Raw genomic sequence first — 19,179 nt, forward strand, 5'->3', positions numbered from 1 at the left:
CTGCAGGGAGGATGGAAGTTATGGATACTTATGCATCATTATACGTCATACGCGGAGAGCCCTTCCGCTCGGGAACCTGCCTGAACCTGGCCGCACCGGAGACCGTGGTGGGCCGCGCTTCCAATACCTATTCGCCGGATTTCGCATTCTCGAATGCGTTCATCTCGCGCAAGCATATATTGATCCGCCGGGAGGGGGAGCAGGCGGTGCTGTACGACTGCGGCAGCCGCCACGGGACGGAGCTCAACGGGGAGATGATCGAACCGGGGCAGCCGTATCCGCTGCAGTCCTTCGATATCATCAAGCTGGCCAAGGGCATGACCGTCCTGCACTTCTCGTATGTCTTCGCGGACCGGACGCTGGAGCTCGAGCCGCTGAGCATCACCCAGCGGCTGGATGAGCCGCTCGGGCCGATGACGATCCACTGGGAGAAACGGGAGTGCGTCGTGAACGGCAGGCGGATCGCCATGTCCGAGAAGGAGTATCTGCTGCTGCAGCTGCTGCATGAGCAGGCGAACCGCCTTGTGCCGATCTCCGAGATCAAGGGGAGCGTCTGGCCGGAGCGTTCGGCGGGGCCGGACGGCGCTCCCGACGTCACGATGGACGAGCTCAACGCGCTCGTGTACCGGATCCGCAAGAAGTACGGCAAGGACACCTTCCTCATTTCTTCGGTCCGGGGCAGCGGCTATGTGCTCGAGACCGATTTGAAGAGCCATGCGAGATAGACGATGCTAAAGGGAAAGCGGGGCTGCACCATGAATTATTTTGAAGTGGAAGCGGCGGGTAGGCTGCATGGCGAAGTCCGCATACCGGGCTCGAAGAACAGCTCGCTCGCCCTCCTGGCGGCCGCGTGCCTGGCCGACGGGATCGTGACGCTCGAAGGCATCCCGGAGATCGACGATGTCAAAGTCATCGGCCGCATCGCCCGGGATATCGGGCTGTCCATGCAGTGGACGGCGCAGGGCGAGCTGGTGCTCGACCCGAGATACATACACAGCGCGGTGATCGATCCCGGCAAAGCGTCCAGCTTCCGGGCATCTTATTACTTTGCCGGCGCGCTGCTTGCGAAGTTCGGACGCGTCACGGTCGGGTTTCCCGGCGGGGATGATTTCACGTCGCGCCCGATCGACCAGCACCTCAAGGCTTTTCAGGCGCTGGGGGCCAAGGTGTATGCCGGTGAGGAGTCGTATACCGTTGAAGCCGCATCGCTGCGCGGGGCGGACATCTACTTCGACACGATCACTTCGGGGGCAACCATCAATGCGATGCTGGCGGCGGCACGGGCGCGCGGGACGACCAACCTGTACCACGCCGCCGTCGATCCCGAGGTGGTCGATACGGCCGCGTTCCTGAACGCGCTCGGTGCCAAAGTCTACGGTGCGGGAACGGACCGCATCCGCATCGTCGGGGTGCCGTACCTGGACGGCGGCCGGCACGCGGTGATCCCCGACCGTCTGATCGCCGGGGCCTTCCTGATGGCGGCCGGTATGACCGGCGGTGTGGTGACGGTGCGTGACGTCATCCCCGAGCATCTGGGCTCCTGCATCGCCAAACTCGGCGAAGCGGGGCTGGAGCTCGAGAGCCGGGAGAGCAGCATCACAGCTTATGGCACGGAGGGGGTCCGGGCGGTGCGGGTGCGTGCCGCGATGTATCCCGGCTTCGCCACGGACCTGCAGCAGCCGATGACGGCGCTGCTCACCCAGGCGAAGGGTAAGAGCCTGGTGACGGACCACGTGTTCCCGAACCGGTTCAATCACGTGCCCCAGCTGAGGCGGCTGGGCGCCGAGATCGAAGTGCGCGGGGAGACGGCGTTCATCCGCGGGGGCCGGCCGCTCACGGGCGGGTGGGTCCATGCGACCGACGTGCGGGCCGGCACCTGCCTGATCCTGGCGGGGCTTGCCGCCGAGGGCGTTACCCGGATCACCGGGACCGAGCACATCCAGCGAGGCTATGCGGACGTGCTCGGCAGCTTCCGTGCGCTTGGGGCGAAGATCACTCTGCAAACGGGCGGGCGGCAGGAGGCGGCACTCTCGTCGGATTGCTCCTGAAGATAGTGAAGCGCATCACATACGTCGCGTTGATAAAGCAGGTACACTTAGGGTGTAACCTGCTTTTTGTGTTAGGAACGGCAGCGGGCCACAGGCTGCGAAGACGCTCATTGATTCCTGCGCCCCCTTGGCACGGGATGGGGCCGATGAGGATCATGCGGTTTCGGGGAATGCCGGGCGGATCGTAAAGGCGGCTGGAGTTTCTGGTGCTTCTCAGCGGTGTAATATACCCATACAGCGGCATGGGAAAGGAGAGAAGAATCTCCTGAATTCTCTTAAATATAACATACTATTTACTTGATATAAAGTATATGATATGTTTTATTCAAGTGAATTCGTTTTCTGTATGACGTAATGAACAGAGAAGCTTCACCCGGCAAGATTACGGGAGCCCCATTCCGGACATAATGAGATGTGGTCCCATCCGAATTTTCCCAACAATCCCAAAGAGAGAATGGAGTGCATTTCCATGGAAAGAACATTCTTGATGGTAAAGCCCGACGGTGTGCGCAGACAGCTGGTTGGCCGGCTTGTTCAGCGTTTTGAGGAGAGAGGGTTCCAGCTCACTGCAGCGAAGCTCGTCGTCTTCGGGCGGGAACAGGCTGAGAGGCATTATGCCGAGCACCGGGAGAAGCCGTTCTTCGGCGAGCTGGTGGACTTCATCACCTCCGGTCCGTGCTTCGCCATGATCTGGGAAGGCGACAATGTGGTGCAGCTTACGCGCAACATGATTGGCAAGACCGATCCGCTGGACGCCGCTCCAGGGACGATCCGCGGCGATTATGCGGTACATAAAGGCTTCAATGTGATTCACGGCTCCGACTCCGTGGAGAGCGCCGAACGGGAGATTGCGAATTTCTTCCGGCCGGAAGAGGTTGTTGCATATGACTGCCCGCTGCAGGTGTGCATCTAGGAGAGAGGCTTACGGAGCGGGAAGCCGTTCATTTATACAAAAATAGGATTTTGCTGGAAACCACTGTTTTGTCCTTCGGGAGAGACAGTGGTTTTGTTGTGTGCAGCTGGGCAAAAGTGCGGAGGATAGACCCTGCTTGCAGTAAGACGGAGCAGGTCCGGCTTTCCTGGTCCTGCCGTGTTTTGAATGTAAAGCGGGCTTGACATGTGTACTGGAAGTAAACCCACTGGCAGAAGGCGAGAGCGGCGGCCTGGTTCTGTACGTTATGCACGGTAATGCTGCTCTTCGTGCTCTATGGTCTAGGGATGCCGCTCACCGTACCGGCCGCGCTCGGCGGCGTGCTGCTCGTACACCTGTTCTCGTGGGGGGCCGTCGGCACCTACTATGCGGCACGCGGATAACCATTCCCTTTTACTGCCAGATTTGCAGGAGAGTTCGCCGTGCGGATGAGGAGATTTGAAGTTTGGCCGGGAATTGGTTACATTGGTACTGTAACACTTCCGATTTCACCCGCGAACGGATCCGATCCGTTCGGGAAACTGGTGCAACAAAGGAGAAAAGTCGTATGAGAGACCCCCGTTTGAAAGAATTGGCGCACAATCTGGTGCGTTACTCGGTGAACCTGCAGCCGGGCGAGAACATTCTGATCGAATCGATCGGCCTGCGTGATCAGGAATTGACCAAGTGTATAATTGAAGAGGTCTACGCGGCCGGCGGTCATCCGTTTGTCGAGTACCGTGATCCGGCGGTTACCCGCGCCCTGATGCTCGGCGGCTCGCTGGAGCTGTACCGCCAGATGGCGGAGATCGAAGTGGAGCGGATGAAGAAGATGCAGGCGTATCTCGGCATCCGCAGCGGAGACAACATCACGGAGACTTCCGATGTGCCGGAAGACAAACTGAAGCTGTATTTCAAAGAGTACCAGCGCCCGGTCACAGACCAGCGCGTCAATCATACGAAATGGACGATCATGCGGTATCCGAACGCCTCGATGGCCCAGCTGGCGAACACGAGCACGGAAGCGTTCGAGGATTTCTACTTCCGCGTCTGCAACCTCGACTACAGCAAAATGTCCGCCGCCATGGATTCGCTCGTCGAACTCATGGAGAAGACTGACAAGGTGCGCCTCGTCGGCGAAGGCACCGATTTGAGCTTCTCGATCAAGGGCATCCCGGCGATCAAGTGCGCCGGCGAGTTCAATATTCCGGACGGCGAAGTGTTCACGGCGCCGGTCAAGGATTCGGTAAACGGGGTCATCTCGTACAACGCGCCGACAATCTATCAGGGCACTGTCTTCGAGAAGGTAGTCCTGCGCTTTGAGAACGGCCGCATCGTCGAAGCGACGGCCAACGAGACGAAGAAGCTGAACGACATCCTGGATTCGGATGAAGGGGCGCGCTACATCGGTGAGTTCGCGATCGGGGTGAACCCGCATATCCAGCATCCGATGAAGGATATCCTCTTCGACGAGAAGATCGACGGCAGCATCCACTTCACCCCGGGCAACGCTTATGAGAGTGCCGACAACGGCAACCGCTCTTCGGTGCACTGGGATATGGTCCTCATCCAGCGTCCGGAGTACGGCGGCGGGGAAATTTACTTCGACGACCGTCTGATCCGCAAGGACGGACGCTTCGTCGTGCCGGAGCTCGAGAAGCTTAATCCGGAGAACCTGAAGTAAGCAGGCCTGCGGCCGGCTGTCCGCGCCGTCAGAAGGATGCGATAGTTTGGAAAATGCATGCAGGAAGCTGTAAAAGCCGCTCCGATTGGGGCGGCTTTTTTTGCTATGCATACGGCCAACTTGACGAGAAGCGGTGCGGGATTGTGAGGCGTGGGGCGAAATAGCACGGATTATCCGTGCAAGCGAGACGGAAACGCGCCTGGGCGCTGCAATAACACGGAAAATCCGTGTTCGCTGAGCCAGCGAGGGCGTGGAGGGCGAGCCCGAAGCGCGATTAATGCGGATCTTCCGTGTAAGCAAGGCGGAAACGCGCCCTGACACTTCAGCCACGGTAAATCCGTGCACGCAAGACGGCCGGCTGATTTGGCCGGCCGTTTTTATAGCGCCCGCGCCCGGCTTACTTCCCGCCCCCTTCGATGGACTTGCGGTACTGCAGCGGCGAGAGGCCGCAGATCGCCTTGAACACGCGCCCGAAGTGCGTCGACGAATCGAAGCCGACCTCGCCGGCCACTTCGGTGATCCGCATGGAGGTGCCGGCCAGCAGCTTGCGCGCTTCGTGGACCCGCAGCCGCTGGATGTACTCGACGAGGGTGAAGCCCGTCGCTTCCTTGAAGATGCGGCAGAGGTAGTACGGCGAGATGTGGAACCGGTCGGCCAGCACCTGCAGCGACAGCTCCTCATGGAACGAGGCGTTGATATGCTGCACGATGTCCGACACCTTGCGGTGCAGCGACGTCGGGTGCTCGGAGCGTCCGCCGTTCTCCGCAGCCTGCTCCTTCAACCGCCAGCGGTACAGCCACAGGAGCAGCTCCGCCAAATACAGCTTCAGCGCGCTGCCGGCCCCCGGCTCGTCCGGATGGCTCTGCTCGGCAAGCATCGTGGTCAGCAGGAGCTCGATGCGCTGGCGGTCCTTGGGCTCCGGCCGGACGACCGGCACACGGCCGAACGCCTCCAGAAGGTCCGGCTCCATCGCCGGCAGCAGCGAACCGAGCCACTCGGGCTTAAAGTTGATCAGGATGCGCTCGTGCTCGGAGCTGTGAGCTTCGGTGGTGCGGTGCAGCACGGAGGGCTCGATGAGCACAAGATCCCCTTCGCGGACGAGATATGAGCGGTCCTTGATAAAATAGTAGCGGCTGCCCGACTGCATATAGTAGATCTCGTAGGAATCATGCGAATGGTTCGATTCCATATTGAACGAGGCGGAGCGGTGGGTATGGTTCAGAATGAAAGCGGGTTCATCCGTGAGATGCACGGACGGGACCCTGGGCGTATCGGTGGGCGTCATCGGAGAGACTCCTTTCCTCAGAGGGACTGGATTGCAGCAAACAGAGAGAGCAATATATGTTGAAAATAAAGAATTTAGACAATTTCCGTGCTGAAATCCTATAGATCTTGCGCTATACTCCAACTATACCTTAACCCATAGAGGAGGAGCAACACATGACAGATCAGCGCAAGACGTATGCCCTGGTCGGGACCGGCGGCCGCGCGGCATTTTTCTATAAGGCAATTGTATCCGATTTCAAAGAAACCTCCCAGCTCATTGCCTTCTGCGACGTGAACCAGACCCGCATGAATTATGCGAACAAACAGATCACGGATCTTGGAGCAGAACCTGTACCTACATACAAAGCCCACGAGTTCGACCGGATGATCGAGGAGACGAAGCCCGATGTGGTCATCGTCACTTCCGTCGACCGCACACACCATACCTACATTATACGCGCAATGGAGCTCGGCTGCGATGTTATGACCGAGAAGCCGATGACTGTCGACGAGGACAAGTGCCAGGAGATTCTCGACGCGGTGAAGCGGACAGGCCGCCAGCTGCGTGTGACGTTCAACTACCGGTATTCCCCGCACAACACGAAGATCCGCGAGCTGATCGAAGACGGCGTGATCGGCGACGTGCATTCGGTTCACTTCGAGTGGCTGCTGAACACGAAGCACGGCGCGGACTATTTCCGCAGATGGCACCGCGACAAGCGCAACAGCGGCGGCCTCCTCGTGCACAAGTCGACGCACCACTTTGACCTGGTGAACTTCTGGCTGAACACCCAGCCGCAGACCGTGTTCGCCCTCGGTGATCTCATGTTCTACGGCAAGGAGAACGCGGAGAAGCGCGGCGTTACGGAGTTCTACCAGCGTGCGACCGGCAGCAAGAACGCGGAGAACGACCACTTCGCGCTCCATCTCGACAAGAACGAGTCGCTGAAGGGCATGTATCTCGATGCGGAGCACGAGGACGGCTACCAGCGTGACCAGAGCGTATTCGGCGAAGGCATCTCCATTGAGGACACGATGGGCGTGATGGTGCAGTACAAGAACCGCGCGATCCTGACGTACAACCTGTATGCCTATGCTCCGTGGGAAGGTTTCCGAGTGGCGTTTAACGGTACGAAGGGCCGCATTGAGATGGAGGTCGTCGAGTCCTCCTATGTGAACTCGGGCGGCGATCAGGCACTGGAAGGCGCGGTCGTCGGCAAAAAGATTATCGTCCACCCGATCTTCGAAGCGCCGTACGAGGTGCAGGTGAAGGAAGGCAAGGGCGGCCATGGCGGCGGCGACCCGGTGCTCCTGAACGATTTGTTCGGTACGCCGGAGCCGGACCGCTTCAATCGCGCAGCTTCTCACGTGGACGGCGCGATGTCGATCCTGACAGGGATCGCAGGCAACCGATCGCTGCGCACAGGCCAGCCGGTCCGCGTATCCGAATTGGTCCGTTTCTAAGGACATGTGGTATACTAACCTAAAATAAGTACATCGGCCCCCGGCTGCAGCCCTCTGCAGCCGGGGGTTCGTTTCGTAGGAAGGCGGCCTTCATCATGATGACACGTTTGCTTATGACGCTTGCCGTCACCGCGCCCGGAGGGCTGCTCTTCGCCTGGCTGCACATGCCGCTGAGCTGGATGCTCGGTCCGCTGACGGCGGCGGTGCTGTGGCAATCGCTGATCGCCGGAGCGGACCGGCCGCTGGTCTGGCCGGTCGCCTGCCGCAACGGCGGCCTGCTTCTGCTGGGCTACGCGATGGGCCTCGCCTTCACGGCGGACAGCGCCCGCCAGATCGCGGCCCAGCTGCCGGCCATGGCGGCGGCCACGCTGCTCACCGTCGGCTTCAGCATGCTCGCCGGGTACTGGCTCGCCCGCCGGGCCGGCATCTCCGCGCAGAGCGGAATCATCGGCAGCGTGCCGGGCGGCCTGAGCCAGATGGTCCTCGTCAGCGAGGAGACGCCTGGGGCCGACGGCACCGTGGTCGCCTTCATGCAGACGGTCCGGCTGCTCACCGTCATCTTCGCGGTGCCGTTCCTCGCCGTGCACGGCCTGGCCGGCCCTGCGGCTCCCGTATCCGCCGTGCCGCTTCCCGCCCCTGACGCGGCCGCAGCACATCCGCTCGGCCTGGCGGCCGCCGTCGTGCTCATCCCGCTCGCGGCCCTCGGCGCGGTGCGGCTCAAGCTGCCGACGCCGTGGTTCCTCGGCCCGATGCTGGCCTCCGCCGGGCTGACGATCGCAGGCCTGGCGCCGCCGCACCTGCCGGCCCCGCTGCTGCTCGCAGCGCAGTGGAGCCTCGGCATCTACCTCGGCCTCGGCATCAAGCTCAGCGGCCTGGCCGGGTGGCGCCGCCTGCTGCCTTACTCGCTGCTCACCGGCGCGGGGCTCGTGCTCTTCTCGCTAGGGCTCTCCTGGGTCTACAGCCTGCTCCTGCCGATGACCACGGCCACCGCCTTCCTCAGCACCTCACCCGGCGGCATGACGGAGATGGGGGTCGTCGCCTCTGTGATCGGGGCCGACGTGTCGCTCGTCGTCGCCTTCCAGATGTTCCGCATCCTGTTCATTCTCTTCGCGGTGCCTTATCTGCTCCGCTGGGGCTTCCGCCGGGCCGCCGCCCGCAGAGAGGAAGGGGCGCCGGCGAAGCCGGAGCGTCCTGGGGCGTGAAGCGGAGCGGAGGGCTGTGGACAGCGGGCAGATCAGCCCTCAGCGCCGGGTCTTCGACCTGCCGGTAACCGCTCATGAAAGGCATGGGACGGCGGAAAGTCGGCTGTTTAACCGGCAGCAGAACGTTTTTTTGCAGCCGGCAGCCCAATGGATAGTACATCGAGTCTGCTGTACCCAGAACAGTACATAGAGAAGCCCCGGGCGTCTGCGGCAGCCCGGGGCTTTTTCCAGAGACTCAGAAGAGTTAACTCGCTTAAGTTCGTTTCTGTCAACTGATCTTTCTTATGAACGCGCATATAAAGGACGGCGAAGCCGTTTATTCTGGCCGAGGAGGAGCTTCACGGCTGCGGACCGGAGACCTCCCGGATGTACGCCTGAAACTCCCGCATCGCATAGGAGACGTATTTGCTTTTGGGCCAGATCACTTCGAGGTTCCACGGAATGACCGGATCGGTGAGGGCCAGCGTGCGGACGTCCGGGTTCGTTATCTTGCTGCAGATCGCCTGGGGAATGATCGAGACCCCTACGCGGGCGGCGACCATCTCGGCCAGGAGATCCCACTGCGAGCTCTCATAGACGATCGACGGCTCGAAGCCGAGGTCCCGGCATGCCCGCATCACATGCCGCCGGACGGCGAACCCGCGGGGGAAGAGCACGAACGGCTCGCCCCGGAGCTCCTCCAGCCGGACGGAAGGCTGTGCGGCGAGTGGATGGCTCTCGTGAATCACCAGCGCAAGCTGCTGGTAGAGAAAAGGCAGCGTATCGAAGCTCTCCGGATCCACAGGGGAGACGACGACGCCCATGTCAAGCGCCCCTTCGAGCAGCAGGCTCTCCACCTTGTTCGCCCCTTCTTCCACCAGATCAAAATCAATATGCGGATGCTTGGCGCGGAACCCGGCCAGAATCCGGGGGAAGAACACGGAGCCGATCACGGGCGGCAGGCCGATGCGAATCAGGCCCTTTTTCAGCTGCACGACGTCTCCGAGCGCCGTGTGAAGCCCCTCGAACGCCTGCAGGACAGAGTGAATCTGAGCGACGGCGGCTTCTCCCGCATCGGTGACGCCTCACGCTTTTGCCGGAACGGTCGAAGAGGGTGACCCCGAGCTCTTCCTCGACCGCCTTGACGATCTTGCTCAAGGTGGGCTGGGTCATGTGAAGCGCTTCCGCCGCTTTGGTGATGTTCTGGTGTTTGGCAATCTCCAGCAGGTAGGCAAGCTGTCGTATATCCACGTGTGGGCAACCCCGATTCATAACATTTTTTCATGAAGATCATGCTATCTCTGAATTTTACCTGCGGGGGACGGGGATGTAAACTGAAAAGGCACAGGAACCCTTCCGTCGGAGCCGGCGGGAATTTGAATTGTAAGCGTTTTAGATAACAGAAAAAGCGATCAACTTCCATGAAGAGGAGAAATGCCCGATGATCCTACAGGTCTTGGCGATCGTGTTAGCCTTGGGACTGCTTATGTTTTTTGCCTACCGGGGGTATCCGGTCATCGTCTTCGCTCCGGTGTTCACGCTGCTTGCCGTTGTAATTTCGGGGAACGCCCTGCTGCCGAGCTACACGGAGACGTACATGAGCAATGCGGCGAATTATGTCAAAAGCTTCTTCCCCATCTTCCTCCTCGGCGCGATCTTCGGCAAAGTGATGGAGCTCAGCGGGGCGGCGTCCTCCATCGCGCAGGCGATCGTGAGAGCGCTCGGTTCGCAGCGGGCGATCTTATCGGTGGTCGCCGCCTGTGCGGTGCTGACCTACGGCGGGGTATCGCTGTTCGTGGTGGCCTTCGCGGTGTATCCGTTCGCCGTCGCCATCTTCCGTGAAGCGGACATTCCGAAGCGCCTGATCCCCGGCACGATTGCGCTCGGCGCTTTCACGTTCACCATGGATGCGCTTCCAGGGACGCCGCAGATTCAGAACATCATTCCGACGACATATTTCGGAACCGACGCGTATGCGGCTCCGGTGCTCGGGACGATCGGCGGGCTCATGGTGCTCGCCGGGGGATTGTTCTGGCTGGAGAGACGCCGCAAGGAGGCGGCGCAGGCCGGAGAAGGCTACGGGACCGGCCACAAGAACGAGCCGGAGGTGCTCGAGAACCAGACGTACCCGAATATCTGGATCGCCGTGCTGCCGCTGGTGCTCGTGCTGCTCTTCAACTATCTGCTCAGCCGGGGCGCACTTACGGTGAACAACTGGTACAGCGCGGAGCTCCTCAAGAGCTTCAACATCGCGAATGTCAAAACGGTCTCCTCCTCCTGGGCGCTCATCATCGCCCTGTGTATCGGGATTGCGGCAGCCTTGTGCATTAACGTCCGTGCGGTGCAGGGCAAGCTGGCGGCGGGATTGACCGCTGCGGCGATGGGCTCGCTGCTCGCCATTTTCAATACGGCTTCCGAGGTGGGCTTCGGCAATGTGGTGAAAACGCTCCCAGGATTCAAGCTCATCCAGAATTGGATTCTCGGCATCAGCGACAACCCGCTGATCTCCGAGGCGGTGTCCGTCAACATTCTTGCCGGGGTAACAGGGTCGGCTTCGGGCGGTCTGTCGATCGCGCTGGAAGTCATGGGCAAGACGTACCTGACGGCGGCCCAGGCGGCCGGCATCTCGCCGGAGCTGCTCCACCGGATCGCCTCGATGGCGTCGGGCGGGATGGACACCCTGCCGCATAACGGCGCAGTCATCACGCTGCTGGCCATCACCGGACTGACGCACCGGCAGGCGTATAAGGATATTTTTGCGATCACGGTGGTGAAGACGGTTACCGTGTTCGTGCTGGCGATCGTGCTGTCGATGTTCTGACGCAGTATCCATACGAAGGTCATACGGTAGGCAATCGTTCACATGTGGAAAAGGAGAGGATTCGTTCATGTCACAGCTGCTTAGAGACCGCACCGCCCTCATCACGGGGGCGGCCAGCGGCATCGGATTGGAGATCGCAAGGACATTCGCAAAGGAAGGGGCCCGGGTGGTCGTCACTGACATCCGGACCGAGGGGGCGCTGCAGGCGGCTTCCCTGCTGCAGGAGGAAGGCTTCGAAGCGCTCGGCCTGCGGTGCGACGTGACGCAGGAAGGGGAGTATGCGGCGGCGCTTCAGGCAGCGGACGAGACGTACGGCTCGCTCGATATTCTCGTCAATAATGCGGGACTGCAGCATGTGGCGCCGCTTGAGGACTTTCCTGTGGACAAATTCGAGTTCATGATCAAGGTGATGCTTACGGGAGCTTTTATCGGAATCAAGCATGCGTTTCCGCTGATGAAGCGGGGCGGGTACGGGCGCGTCATCAACATGGCGTCGATCAACGGGGTAATCGGGTTCGCCGGCAAGGCGGCTTACAACAGTGCGAAGCACGGATTGATCGGCCTGACGAAGGTGGCGGCGCTCGAAGGGGCGTCCCACGGGATCACCGTGAATGCGCTCTGTCCGGGCTACGTCGATACGCCGCTGGTCCGCGGGCAGCTCGAGGATCTGGCGCGTACGCGGGGCGTACCGCTCGAGAGCGTGCTCGAGGAAGTGATCTATCCGCTCGTGCCGCAGCGCAGGCTGCTGACGGTGGAGGAGATTGCGGACTACGCCGTGCTGATCGCCAGCGACAAGCTGCGGGGCGTAACGGGGGCGTCGCTGCTGATCGATGGAGGCTATACTGCACAGTAGCGTTTTGCGGGAGAAAGAAGCTGAGGGAGGAGAAGAAGCGCATGGACAAAAGAGTGGCTTCGATGGAAGAGGCGGTGCGGGATATTGCCGACGGCTCGCTGCTGGTCGTGGGGGGCTTCGGGCTCTGCGGCATTCCCGAAGGGCTGATCCGCGCCCTGCAGGCACAGGGCACGAAGGGGCTGACCGTGGTCAGCAACAACTGCGGTGTGGATGACGCCGGACTCGGCCTGCTGCTGGCGGGGCGTCAGATCCGCAGGATGGTGTCCTCCTACGTCGGGGAGAACAAGACGTTCGAGCGGCAGGTGCTCAGCGGCGAGCTGGAGCTGGAGCTCGTCCCCCAGGGGACGCTGGCCGAGCGCATCCGCGCTGGCGGAGCCGGCATCCCGGGATTCTATACCCCGACGGGTGTGGGCACGGTTGTGGCCGAAGGCAAGGAGCACAAATCGTTTGACGGCCGGACTTTTGTGCTGGAGCGCGGCATCGTGGGTGACTTCGCACTGGTCAAGGCGTGGAAGGCGGACACGCTCGGCAATCTCGTGTACCGCCGGACCTCGCGCAACTTCAACCCGCTGGCCGCGGCCGCCGGCCGGATTACGATCGCCGAGGCGGAGATCATCGTGGAGGCGGGGGAGCTGGACCCGGATGAGATTCATACGCCGGGGATCTACGTGCAGCGGGTCGTGCAGGGCACAGCGGAAGGCAAGCGCATCGAGCGGCGTACGGTACGCTCGAAGGAGGGTACGGCATGACGGGGCAGCCGGAGATCATGGATGCGCCGGGGAGATTCGTGCAGCGTGTCGAGCAGTGGACGTCGGAAGAGCTGAGCAGAGTATGCGCAGAGGAGGGAGCGTTATGAAGGGACAGCGGGAGATCATTGTGGCGAGAGCGGTCCGGGAGGTCCGGGACGGGATGTATGTCAATCTCGGCATCGGGATGCCTACGCTGGTGGCGGGAGCGATCCCCGAAGGAATGAACGTCATGCTGCAGTCGGAGAACGGGCTGCTCGGCATCGGACCGTATCCGTATGAGGGCGAGGAGGATCCGGATCTCATCAATGCAGGCAAAGAGACCGTCACGGCCATCCGCGGCGCGTCGTTCTTCGACAGTGCGGAGTCGTTCGCCATGATCCGGGGCGGTCATATCGATCTTGCGATCCTGGGCGGCATGGAGGTCGCGGAGAACGGGGATCTCGCGAACTGGATGATCCCCGGCCTGATGGTCAAGGGGATGGGCGGCGCGATGGATCTGGTCAGCGGGGCGAAGCGGATCGTCGTCATCATGGAGCATGTGAACAAGCACGGCCAGAGCAAGGTCCGGAAGGCCTGCACGCTCCCGCTGACCGGCTCGGGCGTCGTGGACCGGCTGATCACCGATCTGGCGGTTTTCGATTTCACGCCGGAGGGCATGCGCCTGATCGAGCTGCAGCCCGGTGTCACACTGGACGAGGTGCGGCAGCGGACGGAGGCGGCGTACACCGTGGCGCCGGAACTGCATAACGGCGAAGCGGCGGTCAAAGGGGGCGCGATAGGATGAACACGGATCGGGAAGCGGTTATTGTCAGCGGAGTCCGGACGGCGATCGGGAGCTTTCAGGGTTCCCTGGCGGGAATCTCGGCCCCGGAGCTCGGCAGCATCGTGGTGAAGGAGGCTCTGCAGCGGGCCGGTATCGGCGAGGAGCATGTGGATGAGGTGATCCTCGGCAGTGTGCTGCAGGCGGGACTCGGCCAGAATCCGGCCCGGCAGGCCTGGCTGAAGGCGGGCTTCGGCGTCTCGGTGCCGGCGATGACCGTCAATAAGGTGTGCGGCTCCGGGCTCAAAGCCGTGATGCTGGCGGCGCAGGCCGTACTCCTCGGAGACGCCGAGGTCGTGGTGGCCGGGGGGATGGAGAACATGAGCCGGGCGCCTTACCTGCTGCCGGGGGCAAGGGACGGCCTGCGGCTCGGCGATGCCGCGCTCGTCGACTCACTGGTCCGCGACGGCCTGTGGTGCGCCTCCTGCGATATTCACATGGGCCTCACGGCCGAGAATATCGCGGAACGGTACGGGCTGACGCGGGAGGAGCAGGACGCCTTCGCGGCGGAGAGCCAGCGGCGGGCGGCGGAGGCGGCATCGGCCGGCCGGCTGCAAGCCGAGATCGTGCCGGTGCCCGTGCCGCAGCGCAAGGGGCCGCCGGTGCTCTTCGCCGTGGACGAGCACCCGCGGGCCGGCACGACGGCGGAGGCGCTCGCCCGGCTGCGCCCGGCGTTCCGCGACGGCGGCACCGTCACGGCCGGCAACGCCTCGGGCATCAACGACGGCGCGGCGGCGCTCGTCGTGATGTCGGCAGAGCGGGCGCGGGAGCTCGGCGTGCAGCCGCTGGCCCGCATCCGGGGCTATGCGCAGGCGGCGCTGGACCCGGCCGTGATGGGCCTCGGGCCTGTCGACGCCGTGCGCCGGCTCGTGCAGAAGACGGGCGTGGCGCTGGACTCGGTGGAGCTCTTCGAGCTCAACGAGGCGTTCGCCGCCCAGTCCCTGGCCGTCATGCGCGAGCTGGGCGTGCCCGCGGACCGCGTGAACGTCAACGGCGGCGCCATCGCCCTCGGCCACCCGATCGGGGCTAGCGGAGCCCGCGTGCTCGTCACGCTGCTGCACGAGCTAGCCCGGCGGGAGGCGCGCTATGGCATCGCCGCGCTGTGTATCGGCGGCGGCCAGGGCGTTGCGATGCTCGTGGAGCGGGTGGAGCAGAGCGCGGGGTAGCGCGGAAGGAAGCGGTGAGTAAGCCACGCGGGGGGCGGCGGCTGGGGACCATGGATGCGAGCATGTGGCTGGTGTAGGCACATGCGGGCAGAAGAGACACTGAGTAGACGTTCACGCTTTGCGGCGGAAGGTTGTCGGCAGGGCAGCAGAGTGAAGTCGAGAATATAGCGAGAATAAAAGCACCCGATTCCATGGTAAAAGTGGGATCGGGTGCTTTTTGGGCTGCTGGAAGACAAGTCCTGCATAGGCTGCTTTAGGTCCATGTCACCGGTGATTGGAACAAAAAAAGTCATACATCTCCCACGGAATGTTCACAACTGTTTTGGCTGGAATGTAATATACTGGAAGGGTAAGCTTCATAGACGACACCCGAGAACCTGCCGGATGGACATCAACTGGAAGGAAGGGATTCCATGAGTTTGGACGTCGGATTGGACATGAGCTCGCCCGAATTCAAGAACCGTGCTTATGCGCTGTATGACCGCTGGAGAGTGGAGGAGCCCGTCCACTCGATGGGGACGACCGGAGGTCAGCAGGCCTGGCTGATTACCCGCTATGACGATGCCGTGGAGGCGCTAAAGAATGAAGAGCGGTTCACGAAGAACAACCGCTCTCTTCAGGCACCCGGTGAGCCCGGGCTGCTGCCGGATAAGGTCTTCGGCCTGATCAATAACAATCTGCTCGGGTCCGACCCTCCGGATCATACCCGGCTGCGGTCGATCGTCTCGAAGGCGTTCACGCCGGGCGTGGCGGAAAGTCTTCGGGGGCAGATTGAAGAGATTACAGGCCGGCTGATCGGGGAGCTCCGCCAAAAGGGAGGCGGCGACCTCATCGACGAATTCGCGTTCCCCCTCCCGATCTATGTCATCTGTCAGATGCTCGGGATTCCGCCGGAGGATCATGCCCTGTTCCGGAAGTGGTCCGACGACTTCATCGCCGCGGCGACCGATATCGAGAAGATTCGAGGGGTACAGTCCTCGCTCGAGGCCTTCGCTTCTTATGTCAACGGGCTGATCGAGGAGCGTAAGGCGAAGCCCCAGGCGGACCTGATCACGGAGCTCATCCGCGTGCAGGAGAACGGGGACCGGCTGACCCGGGAAGAGCTGTCCTCAACGATTTTCCTGCTCATCGTGGCTGGCCACGAGACGACGGTGAACCTCATTGGCAACGGCACCCTGGCGCTGCTCGAGCACCCGGACCAGCTTGCCCTGTGGCGCGGGAATCCGGACCTCGATTCCACGGCCGTGGAGGAGCTGCTGCGCTTCTACGGTCCGGTGGAGATTTCGACGAACCGGTGGGTCCGCGAGCCGTTCGAATGGCACGGCAAGCAGCTGCAGCGCGGCGACCTGCTCTTCGTCTCGCTCGCTTCCGCCAACCGCGATCCTTCCCAGTTTGAAGACCCGGCCCGGCTGGATCTCACCCGCAAAAAGAACCGCCACATCGCCTTCGGCAGCGGCATCCACTTCTGTCTCGGTGCGCCGCTGGCCCGGCTGGAGGGCAGCATTGCCATCTCGACGCTGATCCGCGAGCTGCCTAACCTGCGCTTTGTCGTGCCGCGCGAGGAGATCCACTGGCGCCCCGGCCGCCTGATGCGCGGGCTGCAGCGTCTGCCCGTGCTGGTGTAACATGCAGCAAGGCGTGCCGGCGGCTGCGGCGAACGCAGGCTGCTGTAACACGGAGGATCCGTGTTAGCGGCGCCGCATCGAGCTTTCAGCCGCTGCTTTACTCCTTCGAACACGGAAAATCCGTCTTCGGAGCGGCAAATGCAGCGAATCAGCCGGTTTAACGCGGAAAATCCGTGTTAGCGGCGCCGCATCGAGCCTTCAGCCGCTGCTTTACTCCTTCGAACACGGAAAATCCGTGTTGGGAGCGGCAAATGCAGCGAATCAGCCAGTTTAACGTGGAAAATCCGTGTTAGCGGCGCCGCATTGAGGCTTCAGCCGCTGCTTTGCTCCCTCGAACATGGAAAATCCGTCTTCGGAGCGGCAAATGCAGCGAAGCAGCCGGTTTAACGCGGAAAATCCGTGTTAGCGGCGCCGCATTGAGGCTTCAGCCGCTGCTTTGCTCCCTCGAACACGGAAAATCCGTGTTGGGAGCGGCAAATGCAGCGAATAAACCGGTTTAACACGGAAAATCTGTGTTAGCGGCACCGCATCGAGCCGTCAGCCGCTGCTTTACTCCTTCGAACACGGAAAATCCGTGTTGGGAGCGGCAAATGCAGCGAATCAGCGGTTTAACGCGAAAAATGCGTCTTGTCGTCAAACGCAGCGGGCCATCATCCGCGTTCATACTCCTGCAAGCCGGTGAGTCAGCTCGGCCGACACCGAGCGAACCCCTCGCGCCTTCGCATAGCCTCTGCGCGCGGCTGCCTCTTTCAACCGCCCCTTACGGCGAAGGCCAGCATCCGTCCCTCGACCGCCCCTGTCGGCATCCCCTGCCGCCCCGGCTGTCATCCCACGCAGCTTCTCCCGCCAACAGCAAGCCCCCTGCCGACTCCGGCAGGGGGCTTGTTTCTTTCTAAATATGCGATCCAAGCCTGCAGATCCGTGAGGGCATGGGTGTGTGGGGGGGGGAGCGCAGCGATGCTGGAACCGCCACCCATTCCTCCCGCGCACGAAAGTATATGCTACCACGCTGCAGATCGTCCGGCATCCGTTAAGCATATGGATTATCACATCGCACTCCGTCCGGCGATCCGGGTTACGACCTTTAATGCGCCGGGAAGAACGTCATCTGCACCAGGAAGATCACGCCGAACACGTACAGCAGCGGATGGACGCTGCGGCCCTTGCCGGTTACGAGCTTGAGCAGCGGGTACGTGATGAACCCGATGGCTATGCCGGTAGCGATGCTCGAGGTCAGCGGCATCGCGATCAGGATCGCGAAGGCGGGGAACGCTTCATCGAACGTGTCCCACTCGATCTTCGCCAGGCCTTCCATCATGAAGCAGCCGACGATGATGAGGACCGGTGCGGTGATCGCGGACAGGGACGAGAGAGCCTCGACCACCGGCGCGAAGAACAGCGAGAGCAGGAACAGCACGGCGACGGTCAGCGAAGTGAGTCCGGTCCGGCCGCCTGCGGCGACACCCGCCGAAGACTCGACGTAGGCGCTGGACGGGGAGGTGCCGAGCAGCGAGCCGGCCACCGTGGCGACGGCGTCAGCCATCAGCGCCTGCTTGGCCCGCGGGAACACGCCGCCGCGGACGAGGCCCGCCTGTTCGGCGACGCCGATCATCGTACCCGTCGTATCGAAGATCGTGACGAGCAGGAAGGCGAACACGACGGTGTACAGCCCGCTGGAGAACACGCCGGCGACATCCAGGTCGAAGAGCACCGGGGCAGCCGGAAGTGCGGCGATGCCCTTGAACTGCAGCAGGCCGAGCGCATAGCCCGCGGCCGCCGTCACCGCCATGCCGATGAAGAGGGCGGCCTTCACCCGGCGGGCCATAAGCACGAGGGTGAGCAGCAGGCCGAAGATCGTGAGCAGCGTGCCCGGCCGGCTCAGGTCGCCAAGGGCTACCAGGGTCGCCGGTGAGGCGGTTACGATGCCGGACATCCGCAGTCCGATGAACGCGATGAAAAGGCCGATGCCCGCAGTGATCCCGTACTTGATGGAGGCGGGGATCGAGGCGATCAGTGTCTCGCGGAGCTTCGTGAAGCTCAGCAGCAGGAACAGGACGCCGGCGAGGAACACGGTACCCAGCACGGCCTGGTACGTGACGCCCTGGGAGGCGACGACGGAGGTGAAATAAGCGTTCATGCCCATGCCGGGCGCGACCGCGATCGGATGATTGGCGAAGAGGGCCATGTACAGGGTGCCGATGACAGCGGCACAGACGGTGGCCGTGAAAACCTGGCCGAAGGGAATGCCCGAGGCGGACAGAATGGCCGGGTTTACGATGACGATATAGACCATCGTCAGGAAGGTCGTCAGGCCTGCGGTCACCTCGGTGCGGACGTTCGATTGTCTTTCGTTCAGTTGAAACCATTGGGCTAGCATATTATGTGTTATCTCCTCTCGGTAAGGAACTCAGTGCAGGGGCCGGAAGCCTTGAAGGCACACAAAAAAACCGGCCGCAAACGGACAGGTACACTTCACCTGCCCGTTCGTAGCCGGAGATTTACGGTCTCCTGTAGAGACCCCCGGCCCATATTGCCGGGGATATACGAAAGGTTGTCCCTTACGTATAGTAGGAGAAAGAGGTAACGATGTCA

General features: G+C 62.1%; 17 protein-coding genes and 1 riboswitch. Of the genes, 13 read left to right on the forward strand and 4 right to left on the reverse strand.

The window, feature by feature from the left end; genetic code table 11:
* The first annotated feature begins 20 nt into the window (after positions 1-20).
* The 5 genes from PM3016_RS14020 (at position 21) to PM3016_RS14040 (ending at position 4,642) form a co-directional block, all read left to right on the forward strand.
* Entirely contained in the window at positions 21-725 is a 705-nt protein-coding gene (locus PM3016_RS14020) for an FHA domain-containing protein (protein ID WP_014369950.1), read from the forward strand.
* A 30-nt stretch (positions 726-755) separates the two neighbouring features.
* Positions 756-2,048: a UDP-N-acetylglucosamine 1-carboxyvinyltransferase gene (murA, locus tag PM3016_RS14025; protein WP_041619113.1), complete on the forward strand. Its 1,293-nt coding sequence runs from the start codon at positions 756-758 to the stop codon at positions 2,046-2,048.
* A 469-nt stretch (positions 2,049-2,517) separates the two neighbouring features.
* Positions 2,518-2,961, forward strand: coding sequence for a nucleoside-diphosphate kinase (gene ndk / locus PM3016_RS14030; protein WP_013916292.1), 444 nt, complete (start codon positions 2,518-2,520; stop codon positions 2,959-2,961).
* A gap of 275 nt (positions 2,962-3,236) precedes the next feature.
* Positions 3,237-3,362: a hypothetical protein gene (locus PM3016_RS40760; protein WP_013916295.1), complete on the forward strand. Its 126-nt coding sequence runs from the start codon at positions 3,237-3,239 to the stop codon at positions 3,360-3,362.
* Between the two features lie 164 nt (positions 3,363-3,526).
* Entirely contained in the window at positions 3,527-4,642 is a 1,116-nt protein-coding gene (locus PM3016_RS14040; RefSeq protein WP_014369952.1) for an aminopeptidase, read from the forward strand.
* A gap of 397 nt (positions 4,643-5,039) precedes the next feature.
* Here PM3016_RS14040 and PM3016_RS14045 read toward each other — a convergent pair whose 3' ends face one another.
* A complete protein-coding gene (locus PM3016_RS14045) occupies positions 5,040-5,927 on the reverse strand; it encodes an AraC family transcriptional regulator (RefSeq protein ID WP_014369953.1) in 888 nt (295 codons plus the stop codon).
* Positions 5,928-6,082: 155 nt separating this feature from the next.
* Between PM3016_RS14045 and PM3016_RS14050 the strand changes: the two genes are divergently transcribed.
* A complete protein-coding gene (locus PM3016_RS14050; protein WP_014369954.1) occupies positions 6,083-7,372 on the forward strand; it encodes a Gfo/Idh/MocA family protein in 1,290 nt (429 codons plus the stop codon).
* A 95-nt stretch (positions 7,373-7,467) separates the two neighbouring features.
* Entirely contained in the window at positions 7,468-8,574 is a 1,107-nt protein-coding gene (locus tag PM3016_RS14055) for an AbrB family transcriptional regulator (protein WP_014369955.1), read from the forward strand.
* A 338-nt stretch (positions 8,575-8,912) separates the two neighbouring features.
* Here the strand turns inward: PM3016_RS14055 and PM3016_RS14060 are convergent, their stop codons facing one another.
* Positions 8,913-9,548 carry a LysR substrate-binding domain-containing protein gene (locus PM3016_RS14060; RefSeq protein ID WP_014369956.1) on the reverse strand — a complete coding sequence of 212 codons (636 nt, stop codon included), beginning with the start codon at positions 9,546-9,548 and terminating at the stop codon, positions 8,913-8,915.
* The gene (locus PM3016_RS40765) at positions 9,442-9,825 is read right to left on the reverse strand and encodes a helix-turn-helix domain-containing protein (RefSeq protein ID WP_274379999.1); all 384 of its coding nucleotides are present in this window, start codon (positions 9,823-9,825) and stop codon (positions 9,442-9,444) included. Before PM3016_RS40765 ends, PM3016_RS14060 begins: the two co-directional genes overlap by 107 nt.
* Positions 9,826-9,994: 169 nt before the next feature.
* Between PM3016_RS40765 and PM3016_RS14065 the strand changes: the two genes are divergently transcribed.
* The 6 genes from PM3016_RS14065 to PM3016_RS14090 all read left to right on the forward strand — a co-directional run bounded on the left by PM3016_RS14065 (position 9,995) and on the right by PM3016_RS14090 (position 16,587).
* Complete coding sequence (locus tag PM3016_RS14065; protein ID WP_014369957.1) at positions 9,995-11,374, forward strand: GntP family permease; 1,380 nt, start codon at positions 9,995-9,997, stop codon at positions 11,372-11,374.
* Between the two features lie 67 nt (positions 11,375-11,441).
* Positions 11,442-12,227 (forward strand): 3-hydroxybutyrate dehydrogenase, encoded by a 786-nt coding sequence (locus PM3016_RS14070; RefSeq protein WP_014369958.1) that lies wholly within the window; start codon positions 11,442-11,444, stop codon positions 12,225-12,227.
* Between the two features lie 41 nt (positions 12,228-12,268).
* Positions 12,269-12,976: a CoA transferase subunit A gene (locus PM3016_RS14075; RefSeq protein WP_014369959.1), complete on the forward strand. Its 708-nt coding sequence runs from the start codon at positions 12,269-12,271 to the stop codon at positions 12,974-12,976.
* 103 nt (positions 12,977-13,079) lie between these two features.
* On the forward strand, positions 13,080-13,760 hold the full coding sequence (locus PM3016_RS14080; protein ID WP_014369961.1) for a 3-oxoacid CoA-transferase subunit B: 681 nt from the start codon (positions 13,080-13,082) through the stop codon (positions 13,758-13,760).
* Positions 13,757-14,962, forward strand: a complete 1,206-nt coding sequence (locus tag PM3016_RS14085; protein WP_014369962.1) for an acetyl-CoA C-acetyltransferase — start codon at positions 13,757-13,759, stop codon at positions 14,960-14,962. Before PM3016_RS14080 ends, PM3016_RS14085 begins: the two co-directional genes overlap by 4 nt.
* Before the next feature lie 413 nt (positions 14,963-15,375).
* Complete coding sequence (locus PM3016_RS14090) at positions 15,376-16,587, forward strand: cytochrome P450 family protein (protein WP_014369963.1); 1,212 nt, start codon at positions 15,376-15,378, stop codon at positions 16,585-16,587.
* A 1,084-nt stretch (positions 16,588-17,671) separates the two neighbouring features.
* Here the strand turns inward: PM3016_RS14090 and PM3016_RS14095 are convergent.
* Positions 17,672-18,964, reverse strand: a complete 1,293-nt coding sequence (locus tag PM3016_RS14095) for an NCS2 family permease (protein ID WP_013916308.1) — start codon at positions 18,962-18,964, stop codon at positions 17,672-17,674.
* Between the two features lie 90 nt (positions 18,965-19,054).
* Positions 19,055-19,154: riboswitch (purine riboswitch) on the reverse strand.
* Between the last annotated feature and the right edge of the window lie 25 nt (positions 19,155-19,179).

Origin of the sequence: Paenibacillus mucilaginosus 3016, assembly GCF_000250655.1 — a bacterium.
Lineage (GTDB): Bacteria > Bacillota > Bacilli > Paenibacillales > NBRC-103111 > Paenibacillus_G > Paenibacillus_G mucilaginosus.

Coding starts and splice junctions, on each gene's coding strand:
- PM3016_RS14040 (WP_014369952.1), top strand. CDS start 3,527: ATGAGAGACCCCCGTTTGAAAGAATTGGCGCACAATCTGGTGCGTTAC.
- PM3016_RS14050 (WP_014369954.1), top strand. CDS start 6,083: ATGACAGATCAGCGCAAGACGTATGCCCTGGTCGGGACCGGCGGCCGC.
- PM3016_RS14075 (WP_014369959.1), top strand. CDS start 12,269: ATGGACAAAAGAGTGGCTTCGATGGAAGAGGCGGTGCGGGATATTGCC.
- PM3016_RS14020 (WP_014369950.1), top strand. CDS start 21: ATGGATACTTATGCATCATTATACGTCATACGCGGAGAGCCCTTCCGC.
- PM3016_RS14065 (WP_014369957.1), top strand. CDS start 9,995: ATGATCCTACAGGTCTTGGCGATCGTGTTAGCCTTGGGACTGCTTATG.
- PM3016_RS14055 (WP_014369955.1), top strand. CDS start 7,468: ATGATGACACGTTTGCTTATGACGCTTGCCGTCACCGCGCCCGGAGGG.
- PM3016_RS14095 (WP_013916308.1), bottom strand. CDS start 18,964: ATGCTAGCCCAATGGTTTCAACTGAACGAAAGACAATCGAACGTCCGC.
- PM3016_RS14090 (WP_014369963.1), top strand. CDS start 15,376: ATGAGTTTGGACGTCGGATTGGACATGAGCTCGCCCGAATTCAAGAAC.
- PM3016_RS14045 (WP_014369953.1), bottom strand. CDS start 5,927: ATGACGCCCACCGATACGCCCAGGGTCCCGTCCGTGCATCTCACGGAT.
- PM3016_RS14085 (WP_014369962.1), top strand. CDS start 13,757: ATGAACACGGATCGGGAAGCGGTTATTGTCAGCGGAGTCCGGACGGCG.
- ndk (WP_013916292.1), top strand. CDS start 2,518: ATGGAAAGAACATTCTTGATGGTAAAGCCCGACGGTGTGCGCAGACAG.
- PM3016_RS14070 (WP_014369958.1), top strand. CDS start 11,442: ATGTCACAGCTGCTTAGAGACCGCACCGCCCTCATCACGGGGGCGGCC.
- murA (WP_041619113.1), top strand. CDS start 756: ATGAATTATTTTGAAGTGGAAGCGGCGGGTAGGCTGCATGGCGAAGTC.
- PM3016_RS40765 (WP_274379999.1), bottom strand. CDS start 9,825: ATGAATCGGGGTTGCCCACACGTGGATATACGACAGCTTGCCTACCTG.
- PM3016_RS14080 (WP_014369961.1), top strand. CDS start 13,080: ATGAAGGGACAGCGGGAGATCATTGTGGCGAGAGCGGTCCGGGAGGTC.
- PM3016_RS40760 (WP_013916295.1), top strand. CDS start 3,237: ATGCTGCTCTTCGTGCTCTATGGTCTAGGGATGCCGCTCACCGTACCG.